Source organism: Stutzerimonas stutzeri (genome assembly GCF_024448955.1).
GTDB classification, from domain to species: Bacteria; Pseudomonadota; Gammaproteobacteria; order Pseudomonadales; family Pseudomonadaceae; genus Stutzerimonas; species Stutzerimonas stutzeri_AQ.
Genome location: NZ_JAMOIH010000002.1, coordinates 323,173 through 336,775, shown reverse-complemented (window position 1 = coordinate 336,775; position 13,603 = coordinate 323,173). Strand labels below are relative to the sequence as shown.

General features: G+C 62.6%; 13 protein-coding genes. 6 read left to right on the top strand and 7 right to left on the bottom strand.

The window, feature by feature from the left end; genetic code table 11:
* Positions 1-144: 144 nt before the first annotated feature.
* Together NA645_RS03465 and NA645_RS03460 are read right to left on the bottom strand one after the other, a co-directional pair.
* On the bottom strand, positions 145-918 hold the full coding sequence (locus tag NA645_RS03465) for a YdcF family protein (protein ID WP_256047531.1): 774 nt from the start codon (positions 916-918) through the stop codon (positions 145-147).
* Between the two features lie 69 nt (positions 919-987).
* The gene (locus NA645_RS03460; protein ID WP_256047530.1) at positions 988-1,440 is read right to left on the bottom strand and encodes a hypothetical protein; all 453 of its coding nucleotides are present in this window, start codon (positions 1,438-1,440) and stop codon (positions 988-990) included.
* Positions 1,441-1,694: 254 nt separating this feature from the next.
* Here NA645_RS03460 and leuS point away from each other — a divergent pair, with 254 nt between their 5' ends.
* The 6 genes from leuS (at position 1,695) to lipA (ending at position 9,218) form a co-directional block, all read left to right on the top strand.
* Positions 1,695-4,301 (top strand): leucine--tRNA ligase, encoded by a 2,607-nt coding sequence (gene leuS, locus NA645_RS03455; RefSeq protein ID WP_256047529.1) that lies wholly within the window; start codon positions 1,695-1,697, stop codon positions 4,299-4,301.
* Between the two features lie 44 nt (positions 4,302-4,345).
* The gene (lptE, locus tag NA645_RS03450) at positions 4,346-4,951 is read left to right on the top strand and encodes an LPS assembly lipoprotein LptE (RefSeq protein ID WP_256047528.1); all 606 of its coding nucleotides are present in this window, start codon (positions 4,346-4,348) and stop codon (positions 4,949-4,951) included.
* Positions 4,952-4,990: 39 nt separating this feature from the next.
* Positions 4,991-6,019, top strand: coding sequence for a DNA polymerase III subunit delta (holA, locus tag NA645_RS03445; protein WP_256047527.1), 1,029 nt, complete (start codon positions 4,991-4,993; stop codon positions 6,017-6,019).
* Positions 6,020-6,260: 241 nt separating this feature from the next.
* Entirely contained in the window at positions 6,261-6,410 is a 150-nt protein-coding gene (gene arfA, locus NA645_RS03440; protein WP_256047526.1) for an alternative ribosome rescue factor ArfA, read from the top strand.
* A 60-nt stretch (positions 6,411-6,470) separates the two neighbouring features.
* A complete protein-coding gene (locus tag NA645_RS03435) occupies positions 6,471-7,775 on the top strand; it encodes a lytic murein transglycosylase (protein WP_256047525.1) in 1,305 nt (434 codons plus the stop codon).
* 390 nt (positions 7,776-8,165) lie between these two features.
* Positions 8,166-9,218, top strand: a complete 1,053-nt coding sequence (gene lipA / locus NA645_RS03430; RefSeq protein WP_256047524.1) for a lipoyl synthase — start codon at positions 8,166-8,168, stop codon at positions 9,216-9,218.
* Positions 9,219-9,312: 94 nt separating this feature from the next.
* On the opposite strand, the gene lipB is transcribed toward lipA, so the two are convergent.
* The 5 genes from lipB to mltB form a co-directional block, all read right to left on the bottom strand.
* On the bottom strand, positions 9,313-9,969 hold the full coding sequence (gene lipB, locus NA645_RS03425; RefSeq protein ID WP_256047523.1) for a lipoyl(octanoyl) transferase LipB: 657 nt from the start codon (positions 9,967-9,969) through the stop codon (positions 9,313-9,315).
* Positions 9,970-10,042: 73 nt separating this feature from the next.
* Complete coding sequence (locus tag NA645_RS03420) at positions 10,043-10,327, bottom strand: DUF493 domain-containing protein (protein ID WP_256047522.1); 285 nt, start codon at positions 10,325-10,327, stop codon at positions 10,043-10,045.
* 60 nt (positions 10,328-10,387) lie between these two features.
* Positions 10,388-11,545 carry a D-alanyl-D-alanine carboxypeptidase family protein gene (locus NA645_RS03415; protein ID WP_256047521.1) on the bottom strand — a complete coding sequence of 386 codons (1,158 nt, stop codon included), beginning with the start codon at positions 11,543-11,545 and terminating at the stop codon, positions 10,388-10,390.
* Between the two features lie 61 nt (positions 11,546-11,606).
* Positions 11,607-12,599 carry a septal ring lytic transglycosylase RlpA family protein gene (locus NA645_RS03410; protein ID WP_256047520.1) on the bottom strand — a complete coding sequence of 331 codons (993 nt, stop codon included), beginning with the start codon at positions 12,597-12,599 and terminating at the stop codon, positions 11,607-11,609.
* Positions 12,596-13,579, bottom strand: a complete 984-nt coding sequence (mltB, locus tag NA645_RS03405; RefSeq protein ID WP_256047547.1) for a lytic murein transglycosylase B — start codon at positions 13,577-13,579, stop codon at positions 12,596-12,598. The genes NA645_RS03410 and mltB overlap by 4 nt, the downstream gene beginning before the upstream one ends.
* Positions 13,580-13,603: the final 24 nt, after the last annotated feature.

Genomic DNA, 13,603 nt, shown 5'->3' with positions numbered 1-13,603 from the left:
TCAATGTCGGGGCTGTTGCATCAATACCGTCAAGCTTTTCCTCCTACAGACCGTAGCCTGGATTAGCCGGAGGCGTAATCCGGGGTCTCCGAAGGCGTAACCTGACGGGCCGCTGTTCGTCCAGCCTCCAGCGCTCTTGTCGTCCTAGCCCTCCTGGGCCGTATAAATCAATGGATAAACCAGCATCCCGACGGCTTCGTTGAGCAGCATGCCGTTCTGCCAGACGGCTTTGGCTTCCGGCAGCCAGCCACCGAACGGCCGACCGTGGGGCACGCTAAGGAAGCCCACCGGTGCGGTGATCACCTGCAGACCGACCTGCTCGAAACACCAGCGCGCCCGCGGCATATGCGACGCCGAGGTCACCAGCACGATGCTCTCGATTCCTGCGCTCTTGAGCATCTGCGCGCTGTACACCGCGTTTTCCCAGGTGGTGCGGCTACGCTCTTCCAGCCAGCGTGTCGGCGTGGCGAAGTCGCGTTGCAGCGCTTCGGCTGCCAGCAAGGCTTCGCTCGGCGGTTGCCCATAGTGCAGGCCGCCGCTGGCCAGGATCGGCAGTCCCGAGGCCTTGGCCAATCGCGAGGCGTAACGCAGTCGCTCGAGCGCGATATGGCTGGGCTGGTCGGAGCCCCAGCCTGGATCGGCCTGCTCGCGACCGGCGCCGAGCACCACGATGGCTTGCGCCTGCTGTCCAAGATCAGCCCAATCGGTCCATTCCAGCGCTTGCTCACGCTCCAATGCCCGTGCTGCCCATTCGACGGTCACCGGCAAACTCATCAACCAAAGCCCGCCGAAGCCGATCACGAAACAGAACGCGGCCAGCCGCGGCGCACGCCGCCGAAGCCACCAGGCCAGGAGCAACAGCAGAAGCAGGCCGCCCGGTGGCAGCAATAGGTGTTTGAAGAAATAACGAATCGGCATACGCAGCTCCAGCACTCTGGTTGCTGCAACTTTACCTGCCGAGGCGTCCGCCCGGTAAGGCGGACGCCATCAATGCTTTGGGTAGGTATGCAACCGCTGCCGGGCTCTTAGCAATTGCGAACCACAGGCCGAGCAGGCAACCGGGCCCGCCCCGTCGGGCCAGGTCACACAGGCGCCGCATAGTGCGCAACTCATGGTCTGCTGCAGCGACACGGGCGCCTGTTTACTTCGCTTGGCCGGATGGTGGCGCAGCACGTTACGCAGGGCCGGGCGCGCGGCCTGACGCTCCAGCTGCGCCTGCTCTTCGGCCGCGGCATGCCAGCCCGACAGCCACTGTGAGTCCTGCTGCAGATAAGCGCGAATCAGATCGAACTCGGCAGGCGTCAACCCGCCGACCTCCAGTTCGGTCGCGGCGCCGGCATTACCGCCCGCGGCTCGTTCCGCCTCTTCCAGCGCCAGGGTCAGCCGCTGCAGCACACGCCCATATAGATTGCCCTCATCCGCTTCGCGCTCTCCACCCATGATTCACCTCCGTTCGTCCCGCCCCCTGTACAAGCGTAGCTCAGACTCGAACGACACCACCGCGAGCGACAAACGGGGCCCGCGTGGCTCCCGGCAAATGGGTTTCCCTCGGTCGCTGGGGGTCATGTATGCTACGGCGCTTCCATGCTTTCGCATCCAGCCCGTTGCGCCGCCGTTCGCCAGGTCTCGATCTGACGTTACCGCAGCCAGCCGCCGCTTCGCGAAAAGCCAGCCCCTATTCAACGCCAGTAGCCATGCACGAACAGTATCAGCCCCGCGAAATCGAAGCCGCCGCGCAGTCCCACTGGGATTCACAGAAATCCTTTGAAGTGAGCGAACAGCCAGGCAAGGACACCTTCTATTGCCTGTCGATGTTCCCCTACCCCAGCGGCAAGCTGCACATGGGCCACGTGCGCAACTACACCATCGGCGACGTGATCGCGCGCTACCAACGCATGCAGGGCAAGAACGTACTGCAGCCGATGGGCTGGGATGCCTTCGGCATGCCGGCGGAAAACGCCGCGATGAAGAACCAGGTGGCGCCGGCCAAGTGGACCTACGAGAACATCCAGTACATGAAGACCCAGCTCAAATCGCTGGGCCTGGCGGTGGACTGGACGCGCGAAGTCACTACCTGCAAGCCGGACTACTACCGCTGGGAGCAATGGCTGTTTACCCGCCTGTACAAGAAGGGCGTGATCTACCGTAAGAACGGCACGGTGAACTGGGACCCGGTGGACCAGACCGTACTGGCCAACGAGCAGGTCATCGATGGCCGTGGCTGGCGTTCGGGCGCGCTGATCGAGAAGCGCGAAATCCCCATGTACTACTTCAAGATCACCGCCTACGCAGATGAGCTGCTGGAGAGCCTGGACGAGCTGGATGGCTGGCCGGAACAGGTCAAGACCATGCAGCGCAACTGGATCGGCAAGTCGCGCGGCATGGAAATCAGTTTCCCCTACGACGTGGCGAGCATCGGCAGCGAAGGCGTGATGAAAGTCTTCACCACGCGCCCCGATACTCTGATGGGCGCCACCTACGTCGCCGTGGCCGCCGAACATCCGCTGGCAACCCTCGCCGCTCAGAAAGATCCTGAACTGCAAGCCTTCATCGACGAATGCAAGCGCGGCGGCGTCGCCGAAGCCGACATCGCCACCCAGGAAAAGAAAGGCCTGGCCACGTCGTTGCACGTTCAGCACCCGCTGACCGGCGAGCTGCTGCCGGTATGGGTCGCCAACTACGTACTGATGAACTACGGCGAAGGCGCGGTGATGGCGGTGCCCGCCCATGACGAGCGCGACTTCGCCTTCGCCACCAAATACGACCTGCCGATCAAGCCGGTGGTGCGCACCAGCGCAGGCGACGAGACGCCTACGCCTTGGAACGACGCCTATGGCGAGCACGGCGAGCTGATCAATTCCGGCGAATTCGACGGGCTGGATTTCGACGGCGCCTTCGATGCCATGGAAGTCGCCCTGCAGAAGAAAGGCCTCGGCCAGGCGCGCACCCAGTTCCGCCTGCGCGACTGGGGCATCAGCCGTCAGCGCTACTGGGGCTGCCCGATCCCGATCATTCATTGCGAAAGCTGTGGCGATGTGCCGGTGCCGGAAGACCAGCTGCCAGTGGTGCTGCCGGAGGATGTAGTGCCTGACGGCGCCGGTTCGCCGCTGGCGAAAATGCCCGAATTCTACGACTGCAGCTGCCCCAGCTGCGGCAAGCCGGCCCGGCGCGAAACCGACACCATGGACACCTTCGTCGAGTCGTCCTGGTACTTCGCCCGCTACGCCAGCCCGAACTACGACCAGGGCATGGTCGACCCGAAAGCCGCCAACCACTGGCTGCCGGTGGACCAATACATCGGCGGCATTGAACACGCCATCCTGCACCTGCTGTATGCGCGTTTCTTCCATAAGCTGATGCGTGACGAGGGGCTGGTCAGCTCCAACGAGCCGTTCAAAAACCTGCTGACCCAGGGCATGGTCATCGCCGACACCTACTACCGCACGCTGCCCAACGGCGGCAAGGACTGGTTCAATCCGGCCGATGTCATTGTCGAGCGTGACGCCAAGGCCAAGGTTATCGGCGCTAAGCTCGCCAGCGACGGCCTGCCGGTTGAAATTGGCGGCACCGAGAAGATGTCCAAATCGAAGAACAACGGCGTCGACCCACAGGCGATGATCGATGCCTACGGCGCCGACACCTGCCGCCTGTTCATGATGTTCGCCTCGCCGCCGGATATGAGCCTGGAATGGTCCGACTCCGGCGTCGAAGGTGCGAGCCGTTTCCTGCGCCGTGTCTGGCGCCTGGCTCATAGCCATGTCAGCGCCGGCCTGCCGGGTACGCTGGACATCGCCAGCCTGAGCGACGAGCAGAAAGCCGTGCGCCGTGCCATTCATCTGGCGATCAAGCAAGCCAGCACCGATGTCGGCCAGCACCACAAATTCAACACCGCCATCGCCCAGGTGATGACGCTGATGAATGTCCTGGAGAAGGCCTCCGCCAGCAACGAGCAAGATCGCGCACTCATGCAGGAAGGGCTGGAAACTGTCGCCCTGCTGCTGGCACCTATCACACCGCACATTTGCCATGAACTCTGGCAACAGCTGGGCAAATCCGGCGCCGTCATCGACGCACAATGGCCAACGGTCGACGAGTCCGCCCTGGTGCAGGACAACCTGACGCTGGTGGTACAGGTCAACGGCAAGCTGCGCGGCCAGATCGAAGTGCCGGCCAGCGCCTCGCGCGAAGAAGTCGAAGCCAGTGCACGCGCCAACGAGAACGTGGTGCGCTTCACCGAAGGCCTGACGATTCGCAAGGTCATCGTGGTGCCAGGCAAGCTGGTCAACATCGTCGCTAACTGATTCGCCTTGGCGCAGGGCGCCAGGGCTGGCAAGGGGATAACAAGATGATCAAACGCAATCTGGTGGTGGTCGGCCTGACCCTGCTGTTGAGCGCCTGCGGTTTCCACCTGCGTGGCACTGGCGAAACCAGCTTTGCCCTTGAGGAAATCAATCTGCAGGCGCGCAACAGTCATGGCGAGACCGCCAAGCAACTCGAAGAACTGCTCAAGGACAATGGCGTCAGGGTTCATCCTGGTGCGCCCTACACGCTTGATCTGGTGCGCGAGCAGAACCAGCAGCGCACCGCCAGCTATACCAGCTCGGCGCGCAGTGCCGAGTACGAGCTGACCAGCGTGCTCGCGTATGAATTCCGCGGCCCGCAGAGCACCGTTCTGCTGCAGGACAGCGTCGAAGTGCAGAAGGTCTATGTCCATGACAGCAACAACCTGATCAGTTCGGATCAGGAAGCGAACCAGCTGCGCCAGGAAATGCGTCGTGAACTTCTGCAACAGCTGAGCATGCGCATCCGTGGCGTCACCCCCGCGCAGCTCGATCAGCTACAGCAGACCGCCGAGGCGAAGAAACGCGCCGAGGCCGAAGCCATCGAAGCACAGATGCGCGAGCAGGCCTCGCAACCGCAGCAATCACCCGTCGAACTGCCTATCCAGTGACCGATCGGGAGCCAGCCAGCACTGGCTCTCGCCCTCACGATGAAATTACCTCCCGCCCAGCTCGCCAAACATCTGCAAGGCCCTCTAGCGCCGGTCTACGTGGTCAGCGGCGACGAGCACCTGCTCTGCCAGGAAGCCTGCGATGCCATTCGCAACGCCTGTCGCCAGCAGGGCTTCAGCGAGCGTCAGGTGTTCAACGTCGAGACCGGCTTCGATTGGGGCCTGCTCATCGAAGCGGGTGCAAGCCTCTCGCTGTTTGCCGAGAAGCGCCTGCTGGAACTGCGCATCCCCAACGGCAAGCCTGGCGACAAGGGCACCGCAGCATTGCTCGATTACCTCGCGCGGCCCGCCGAGGACACCGTACTGCTGATCACCCTGCCCAAGCTCGACGGCAATACGCAGAAGACCAAATGGGCCAAGGCGCTGATCGATGGCAAGCAGGTGCAGTTTCTGCAGATCTGGCCCGTCGACGCCCAGCAACTGCCGCAGTGGATACGCCAGCGCCTGTCGAGCGCCGGGCTTGCCGCCGATCAGGACGCGGTTGAGCTGATCGCAGCACGCATCGAAGGCAACCTGCTCGCCGCCGCCCAGGAAATTGAAAAGCTCAAACTGGTCGCCGAGGCGGATCGGGTCACCGTTGAAACCGTCCAGGCCGCCGTCGCCGACAGTGCCCGCTACGACGTATTCGGCCTCATCGATGCCGCATTGCTGGGGCAGCCGGAGCACATCCTGCAGATACTGACGGGCCTGCGCGGCGAAGGCGTCGAGGCGCCGGTCATTCTCTGGGCTGTGGCTCGCGAGGTTCGCCAACTCGCCAACATTGCCCAGCAATACAGTCAGGGCGTGCCGCTGGACCGTGCCTTCAGTCAGGCCCGCCCCCCGGTGTGGGACAAACGCAAGCCGCTGGTCAGCAAGGCGCTGCAGCGGCATGACGCGGCCGGCTGGCAGCGCCTGCTGATGAACGCACAGCAGATCGACGAACAGATCAAAGGGCAGGCCGAAGGCGATCCCTGGATCGGCCTGACGAATCTTTGCCTGCGACTGAGCGGACGGCGAATCGGGGTTTAGCCTGTTCGCTACCGACGGTATCTTTGACCGCGCAGACGAGGCCGAACACGTTCGGCCCTACGATCGGCGCTTGTAGTGCTAACCCCTCCGGCCTACAACCTTGCGGTCGTCCACGTACACCCACCAACCGCATCCACGCATCTGACCCGTAGGCCGAACGTGTTCGGCCGCTGTTGCACCTGGACATTTCTTGCACAACGCCTATGATGCGGCCGTGTCCCAAATAGCAGAGAAAAAGCCCATGACAAAGAACCGCAAGCGGCCGAACAAGGCCAAGTCACTGGTGGCGCAACCCCTGTTCCGCAGCCGCCAGGAACAACCGAAAAAAGGCAAAGGTAGTTACCGTCGCGAAGCCTCCCACTGGGAGGCTTCGGTCCTTCTGGCGGCCTGAAAAGCCAAGCAATTCAAAGCGTGATAAGGTCACCTGCCGATGACCTGCCGAGAGTGGTACATGTTTTACGCCTTCGTTCCCGTACTGCTGCTGCGTACCCTGATTGCCGGATCCGCGCTGAGCATCATGGTCGCCTGTGCCGCCGAGCCTGTCGATCAGGCCCCGGCAGAGCGCTCCGACCAGCAAGTCGCGCAGCCCGCCACTGATGCCACCACAGCCCCACAGTCGCAGATCGCGCCCGCGAAGCAGCAGACCTTCGCCGAATGGCGAGATGAATTCCGCAACGAGGCGCTGCAAGCCGGCGTGTCCGCCGATCTGTTTGATCGCGCATTTGAAGGCGTCACCCCCGATCCCAGCATCATTGCTGCCGACCGCAGCCAGCCGGAGTTCTCCCGTCCAGTATGGCAATACCTGGAAGGCGCACTGTCGGCCCAGCGCGTGCAAGGTGGTCAGCGCCTGCTTCAACAGCACACCAAGACCCTGGATGAGATCGAAGCGCGCTACAGCGTCGACCGCAACACTCTCGTTGCTATCTGGGGGCTGGAGAGCAGCTTTGGGCAGATCATGGGCGACAAGCCGGTGATCCGTTCGCTGGCGACCCTCGCACACGAAGGTCGCCGGCCAGGGTTCGCCAAGAGCCAGCTGCTGGCGGCGCTGGACATCCTCGCGCATGGTGACGTCGAGCCCTCTCAGCTACGCGGCTCCTGGGCTGGCGCCATGGGCCAGACGCAATTCATTCCGACGACCTATAACACCCATGCGGTGGATTTCGACGGGGACGGTCGCCGGGACATCTGGAACAGCTCGGCCGACGCGCTGGCTTCAGCCGCTCATTACCTTCAGGCGTCGGGCTGGCAAGCCGGGCAGCCGTGGGGATTCGAAGTCCAGCTGCCGGAAGGATTCGACTATGCACTCGCCGATAGCAGCCTGCGCAAGTCGCTGGCTGCTTGGCGCGCCCTCGGCTTGCGCGATGTGCCGACGGGCAATGATGACGCTACGGCTAGCCTGTTGCTTCCGGCGGGCCATCGCGGCCCAGCCTTCTTGATTCTGGATAATTTCCGCTCGATCCTGCGTTACAACAATTCCTCCTCCTATGCGCTGGCAATCGGACTGCTTTCGGAGCGTTTCGATGGTGCCGGCAAAGTGCGGGGCAGCTGGCCGCTGGGCGAACAGCCACTGAGCCGGTCGGAACGAGTGGAGCTGCAGGAGCGCCTGCTCAAGCAAGGCTTCGATCCCGGCACAGCGGATGGCATCATCGGCGCCAACACCCGCAGCGCCATTCGCGGATTTCAGCAGCAACTCGGCTGGCCCGCTGACGGCCATCCGACTCAGGAGCTGCTAGGTCGGTTGCGGGCGGAGCCGTAGCGAGCATGGCCGAACTACTCGGCCATGCTCTGCCCCGAGCCACCCATCTCTCCAGGCAGATCACGCAGCTTCGGTAGCCCATTCCTGGCCGGCAGTACAGCCTCTTAATAATGCACGTGGAGCGCTGGCCGGTAGGTCAGCTGCGGGGATGAGCGCGGCATACACACCGACCAGCTCCGCTGCCAAGTGGCCGGTGCGCCGCGCTCACCGTAGTGCTGACCTGAGCAGTTCGCCAGCCAGTTGCAAGATTGAAACCCGCGTGTTCGGCGGCTGGCTGCCGGCCTGGACTGCACGACGCTAGACGGACTGAACGGTCAGTGCCTGTGATAAACTGCGCCGCGGCCACAAACCGCCTCGTCCCCGGAGCCTCTAGCGGAGCCCAGAAAGCCGATGTCCGATACCTCCCAGCCCAAAACCGTTGCCAGCGGCGAAAAATTCCGCACCACTCAGGGCATCACCGCGATCAAGGACGGGCAGAAGCGCCGCGCCTCAAGCGAACCCCAAGTGTTCGAACCCAAGCCCAAGTGGCTGCGGGTCAAGGCACCCAGCGGCAGCCGCTTCGAAGCGGTCAAGCGCAATGTCGGCGAACACCGTCTGAGCACCGTATGCCAAGAATCCCACTGCCCGAACATGGGCGAATGCTGGTCCAACGGCACCGCCACCATCATGCTGATGGGCTCGGTGTGCACCCGCGCGTGCCGTTTCTGCGCGGTGGATACTGGCAATCCCAACGGCTGGCTGGATCAGGAGGAGCCACAGAACACCGCCAAGTCGGTGGAGCTGATGGCGCTGCGCTATATCGTGCTGACCTCGGTGGACCGCGATGACCTGGACGACGGCGGTGCCGCACACTACGCCGCTTGTGTGCGCGCCATCAAGGAGCGCACCCCGCAGGTAGTGGTAGAGGCCCTGACCCCGGACTTCGACGGCGACCTGCAAGCCATCGAACGCGTAGTGGATTCCGGCCTGGAAGTCTTCGCGCAGAACGTCGAGACGGTCAGACGCCTGACCCATGAAGTGCGCGACCCCCGCGCCGGCTACGAGAAGACCCTGCGCGCACTGGAACATGCCAAGCGCCACCGCCCGGATGTGCTGACCAAGACCAGCCTGATGCTGGGCCTGGGCGAAAGCGACGAGGAAATACTGCAGGCCATGGATGACCTGCGTGCCATCGGCGTGGACATCCTCACCCTCGGCCAGTACCTGCAGCCGACCCGCAACCACCTATCGGTCAAGCGCTGGGTCAGTCCGGAAGAATTCAACCGTTTCCGCGATATCGGTCTAGGAAAAGGTTTTATGGAAGTCGCCGCCGGCCCGCTGGTGCGCTCCAGCTACCGAGCCGACCGGGTGTTCGAGAAGAATAACCTGGGCCTGGCCGCCCCGGTGCCAGTGCCGGGCCAGCCATTTGATAGCAGCCTGATTCCGACCCTCAATCTGAACTGATCGGGCCGAACAGCGCCTGACCCTAGGCTTCGCCTGGGGACAGGCGTTTCATATCCGCCATGCCCCGCACACATTGGATGAGCAAGCGCCCGGCTTAACCATCTATTGCGCCCGTCAGCGTCTGCTGCTGCGAGTAGCCGAGGTGCTTGACCAGCTGATCACGCAGGCGGGCACTGACCTCGGAAAACGCTATTGGCCCAGCGACCAGATCGGCCAACTGGGTCATGGTCATGCCGGCGTATCCGCAGGGGTTGATCCGCCCGAAGGGCTCCAGATCCATATTCACGTTCAGCGCCAGGCCATGGAACGAGCGGCCGTTACGGATGCGCAAGCCGAGCGATGCGATCTTTGCGCCGTCAACGTACACACCCGGTGCGTCGGGCTTAGCCACCGCTTGTACATCGTAGCTGGCAAGCAGGTCGATCAGGCTTTGCTCGATGCGGCTGACCAGCTCGCGCACACCGATACCCAATCGTCTGACATCCAGCAGCAGATAACACACCAGTTGCCCGGGACCGTGATAAGTCACTTGACCACCACGATCGACCTGAACCACCGGAATATCGCCGGGTAGCAACAGATGTTCGGCCTTGCCTGCCTGCCCTTGGGTGAACACTGGCGGATGTTGCAGCAGCCAGATTTCATCTTCGGTGGTCGGGGTGCGTTCATTGGTGAAGCGCTGCATGGCTTGCCAGGCGGGCTCGTACTCGACCAGTCCGAGGTCACGAACACCGAGCATTGCGGAAGCCATCAGCGAACACCAAATTCAGAGAAATTGAACACCGTCTTGTCGGTAACGTTGCGTGCCGATGGAGCGCTTTCCATCACAGCACCATATGCACGCGCCCGGTAGCGCGCAGATCGACGTGAATCGCCTGCAACTGCTCGACGCTGGTCGCGGTGATCAGCACCTGAACGGACAGAAAGCGCCCGTTGCGGCTGTCGCGCGTCACCAAGGTGGTTTCGTCAAAGTTCGGCGCATGACGCCGGATCACTTCTATCACCGCCTCGCTGAAGCCCTCGCCCGCGTCACCGATCACCTTGATCGGATAGCGCTCGCAGGGAAATTCGATTTTGGGTGGCTGTGTTTCGCTTTTGCTTTCGGTCATGACGACGGACTCGTGATCCGCAAGCACGCCCGGCGGATAGCCGAGCGCGCTCAGGTGGTATCAGTTGAAGAGATTGAAGAAGAACAGACGAATGCTATCCCAGAAACGGCTGAACAGCCCGCCTTCTTCCACGGGCTGCAGGGCAATCAGGTCGGTGCTCTGTAGTACCTGTCCATCGAGACTGACTTCGACCTTACCGATTACGTCGCCCTGCTGGATCGGCGCCATCAGCTCGGGATTGAACGTCAGACCGGCCTGCAGTTTGTCCATCTGGCCCCGCGGCAGGGTCAGGGTCAGGTCATTCGCCAGCCCAGCGCTGACCTGGTCCTGCTGGCCTTTCCAGACCCGGGAAGTCGCCAGCTCGACGCCCTTTTTGTAGAAGGTACGGGTCTCGAAGAAGCGGAAGCCGTAGGTCAGTAGCTTCTGCGTCTCGGCGGCGCGGGCCTGCTCGCTGTTGGTGCCGAACACGACGCTGATCAAACGCATGTCGTCGCGTACTGCCGACGCCACCAGGCAGTAGCCCGCCTCTTCGGTATGTCCGGTTTTAAGGCCATCGACGGTCTTGTCCCGCCACAGCAGCAGGTTGCGGTTGGGTTGCTTGATGTTGTTCCAGAAGAATTCCTTCTGCGCATAGATGCCGTAATGCGCCGGATCTTCATAGATGATCGCGCGGGCCAGCTTGGCCATGTCGGCCGCCGATGAATAGTGATCCGGATGAGGCAGGCCGGTGGCGTTCACGAAGTGGGTATTGGTCATGCCCAACCGCTGGGCCGCACTGTTCATGAGATCGGCGAAGGCTTCTTCGCTGCCGGCGATATGCTCGGCTATCGCCACACTGGCGTCGTTACCGGACTGAATGATGATGCCGTGCAGCAGGTCATCGACCGAAACCTGTGTGTTGACCTGGATGAACATCCGGGAGCCGCCGGTACGCCAGGCCTTCTCGCTGACGGTGACCATATCGCTTTCGGATATCTGACCCTTATTGATTTCCAGCGTCGCGATGTACGCCGTCATCAGCTTGGTCAGGCTCGCCGGTGGCAAACGCTCGTCACCTGCATTTTCGACCAGCACCTTGCCGCTGGCCGCGTCCATCAGAACGTAGGACTTTGCAGCCAGTTGCGGCGGTGACGGGATGATCGGCGCGGCCCAAGCGGCGGGCGCGACGGCCAACACGGCGAGGAGGAACAGGCGGTGCACGAAGGTGGTTATAGTCATTGCGCTCTCAGAAGTGGTGTAGACAAAAACAAACGGCGCTTGGCCAAGACATGGAATGGCCTCATTCGCCACTCACACGCCGCGGATTTCCCAGATTGGCAAGGCGGACGCTCTGCTCCAGCTGCGCGGCCTCATCCGGCGAGTCGATCGGCCCGAGGCGCACCCGGTGCAAAACCTGCTCCTGATGAACCACCGAACTGACGAATACCGGTGCCGTAGTCATGCCGCTGAGCTTGTCGCGTAGCAGCTGGGCGGCATCCGGATTGGCAAACGCACCGACCTGCAGAAACACTCCGGACTGGCCTGCAGCAATCGTGTTGCCGCGATCGATCTGCACCGGCAAGGTAGCGCCGGCATGCTGCGCTGGCGGAGGAGTGTACTGTTCGACAGGCTGTGACAGCGAGCGACCAGCGGGCTGACCGGCGACCTTCTGCGGCTGCGCCAGGACCATCGGCGCAGACTGGCCGCGCTCGGCCCACCACTGCTCGGGGTCGATACCTTCGACTTTGACCCGGGCGGTTCCGGTCTCGGCATAGCCCAGTTTTTTCGCCGCCGCGAAGGACAGATCGATGATCCGGTCCGAGTAGAAAGGGCCGCGGTCGTTGACCCGCAGCACCACAGTCTTGCCATTGTCGACGTTGGTCACCCGGACGTAGCTGGGCAGCGGCAATGTCTTGTGCGCTGCGCTCATGCCGTATAGGTCGTACTTCTCGCCATTGGCGGTGGGCTGACCGTGAAACTTGGTGCCGTACCAGGATGCCGTACCGGTTGCCTGATAGTTGCGTCCATCACCGATCGGATAATAGGTCTTGCCCAATACGGTGTAGGGATTGGCTTTGAACGGGCCGTTATGGGGCACGGGCGTCGCGTCCGGAATGGCCGAGACGTCGACGTCCCACCAGGGCGCGCCGTCCTTGTGTGGCCGTGAATAGTTATCAGGGCCGCTGATGCCCGAGCTCGGCGCAGGCGTCGAAGGCTGTGGCGGTGTCGGTGAAGAGGCGCAGCCCGCCACGAGCACGAGAACGGTAGATACCGCCAGCAGACGAGCGATCATTGCGCGCCTCGTGCCTGGGCCAGTTGCTCGGCAAGCTGGTGCACTGCCATGGCGTACATCACGCTGCGGTTGTAACGCGTGATGACGTAGAAATTGGGCAAGCCTACCCAGTATTCATCACCCTCGGCGCCGTCCAGTCGGAAGGCGGTTACGGCCGTGTCGTCTGCAAGTTCCGCCTCGGTCTGCCACTGCCAGCCGAGCTGGCGTAGCTCTGCAGCATTTTTGACCGGTTCGAGTCCTTCGGTCAGGCCTTCACCGTGCCGCTCGCCGTTGACCGTAGCCTTGGCGACCACAGGTGCATCGGCTACCCAGCCGTGCTGCTTGAAGTAATTGGCGGCACTGCCGATGGCATCGACCGGATTCTTCCAGATGTCGATACGGCCATCGGCATCGAAGTCCACGGCATAGGCGCGGAAGCTGCTCGGCATGAATTGCGGTAGCCCCATCGCACCGGCATAGGAGCCAGTCAAGGCCAGCGGGTCGACCTGTTCTTCGCGAGCCAGCAGCAGAAATTCCTTGAGCTGCTGACGGAAGAATGGCTGGCGCGGCGGATAATCGAAGCCCAAGGTCGTCAGCGCGTCGATGACCCGATAGCTGCCGGTGTTGCGGCCATAGAAGGTCTCAACGCCGATGATCGAAACGATCACTTCGGCCGGCACGCCGTACTCCTGCTCGGCCCGCGATAGCGCGGCCTCGTTTTCACGCCAGAAATCGACGCCCTGGGCCACCCGCGAATCGGTGATGAAGATTGGCCGGTATTCCTTCCAGGGTTTGACGCGCTCCGCCGGACGGGAAATGGCGTCGAGAATCGCCTGTTTGCGCTCCGCCTCGGCCAGTATTTCAACCAACTGCTCGCTGGCGAAGCCGTAGTCCTGAGTCATTTCACGCACGAATTCGGCAACCTTGTCGCCCTGATAGTCTGCCGCGAACGCCGTCGGAACTCCGCCAACCACACCGAACAGACCCGCTCCGCAAAGCACTCGTGCCAACCAGCCACGTCGTAA

Excerpts from the sequence above, each read along its gene's own strand:
- NA645_RS03465 (WP_256047531.1), bottom strand. The coding sequence starts at position 918 with ATGCCGATTCGTTATTTCTTCAAACACCTATTGCTGCCACCGGGCGGC.
- NA645_RS03460 (WP_256047530.1), bottom strand. The coding sequence starts at position 1,440 with ATGGGTGGAGAGCGCGAAGCGGATGAGGGCAATCTATATGGGCGTGTG.
- leuS (WP_256047529.1), top strand. The coding sequence starts at position 1,695 with ATGCACGAACAGTATCAGCCCCGCGAAATCGAAGCCGCCGCGCAGTCC.
- lptE (WP_256047528.1), top strand. The coding sequence starts at position 4,346 with ATGATCAAACGCAATCTGGTGGTGGTCGGCCTGACCCTGCTGTTGAGC.
- holA (WP_256047527.1), top strand. The coding sequence starts at position 4,991 with ATGAAATTACCTCCCGCCCAGCTCGCCAAACATCTGCAAGGCCCTCTA.
- arfA (WP_256047526.1), top strand. The coding sequence starts at position 6,261 with ATGACAAAGAACCGCAAGCGGCCGAACAAGGCCAAGTCACTGGTGGCG.
- NA645_RS03435 (WP_256047525.1), top strand. The coding sequence starts at position 6,471 with ATGTTTTACGCCTTCGTTCCCGTACTGCTGCTGCGTACCCTGATTGCC.
- lipA (WP_256047524.1), top strand. The coding sequence starts at position 8,166 with ATGTCCGATACCTCCCAGCCCAAAACCGTTGCCAGCGGCGAAAAATTC.
- lipB (WP_256047523.1), bottom strand. The coding sequence starts at position 9,969 with ATGGCTTCCGCAATGCTCGGTGTTCGTGACCTCGGACTGGTCGAGTAC.
- NA645_RS03420 (WP_256047522.1), bottom strand. The coding sequence starts at position 10,327 with ATGACCGAAAGCAAAAGCGAAACACAGCCACCCAAAATCGAATTTCCC.
- NA645_RS03415 (WP_256047521.1), bottom strand. The coding sequence starts at position 11,545 with ATGACTATAACCACCTTCGTGCACCGCCTGTTCCTCCTCGCCGTGTTG.
- NA645_RS03410 (WP_256047520.1), bottom strand. The coding sequence starts at position 12,599 with ATGATCGCTCGTCTGCTGGCGGTATCTACCGTTCTCGTGCTCGTGGCG.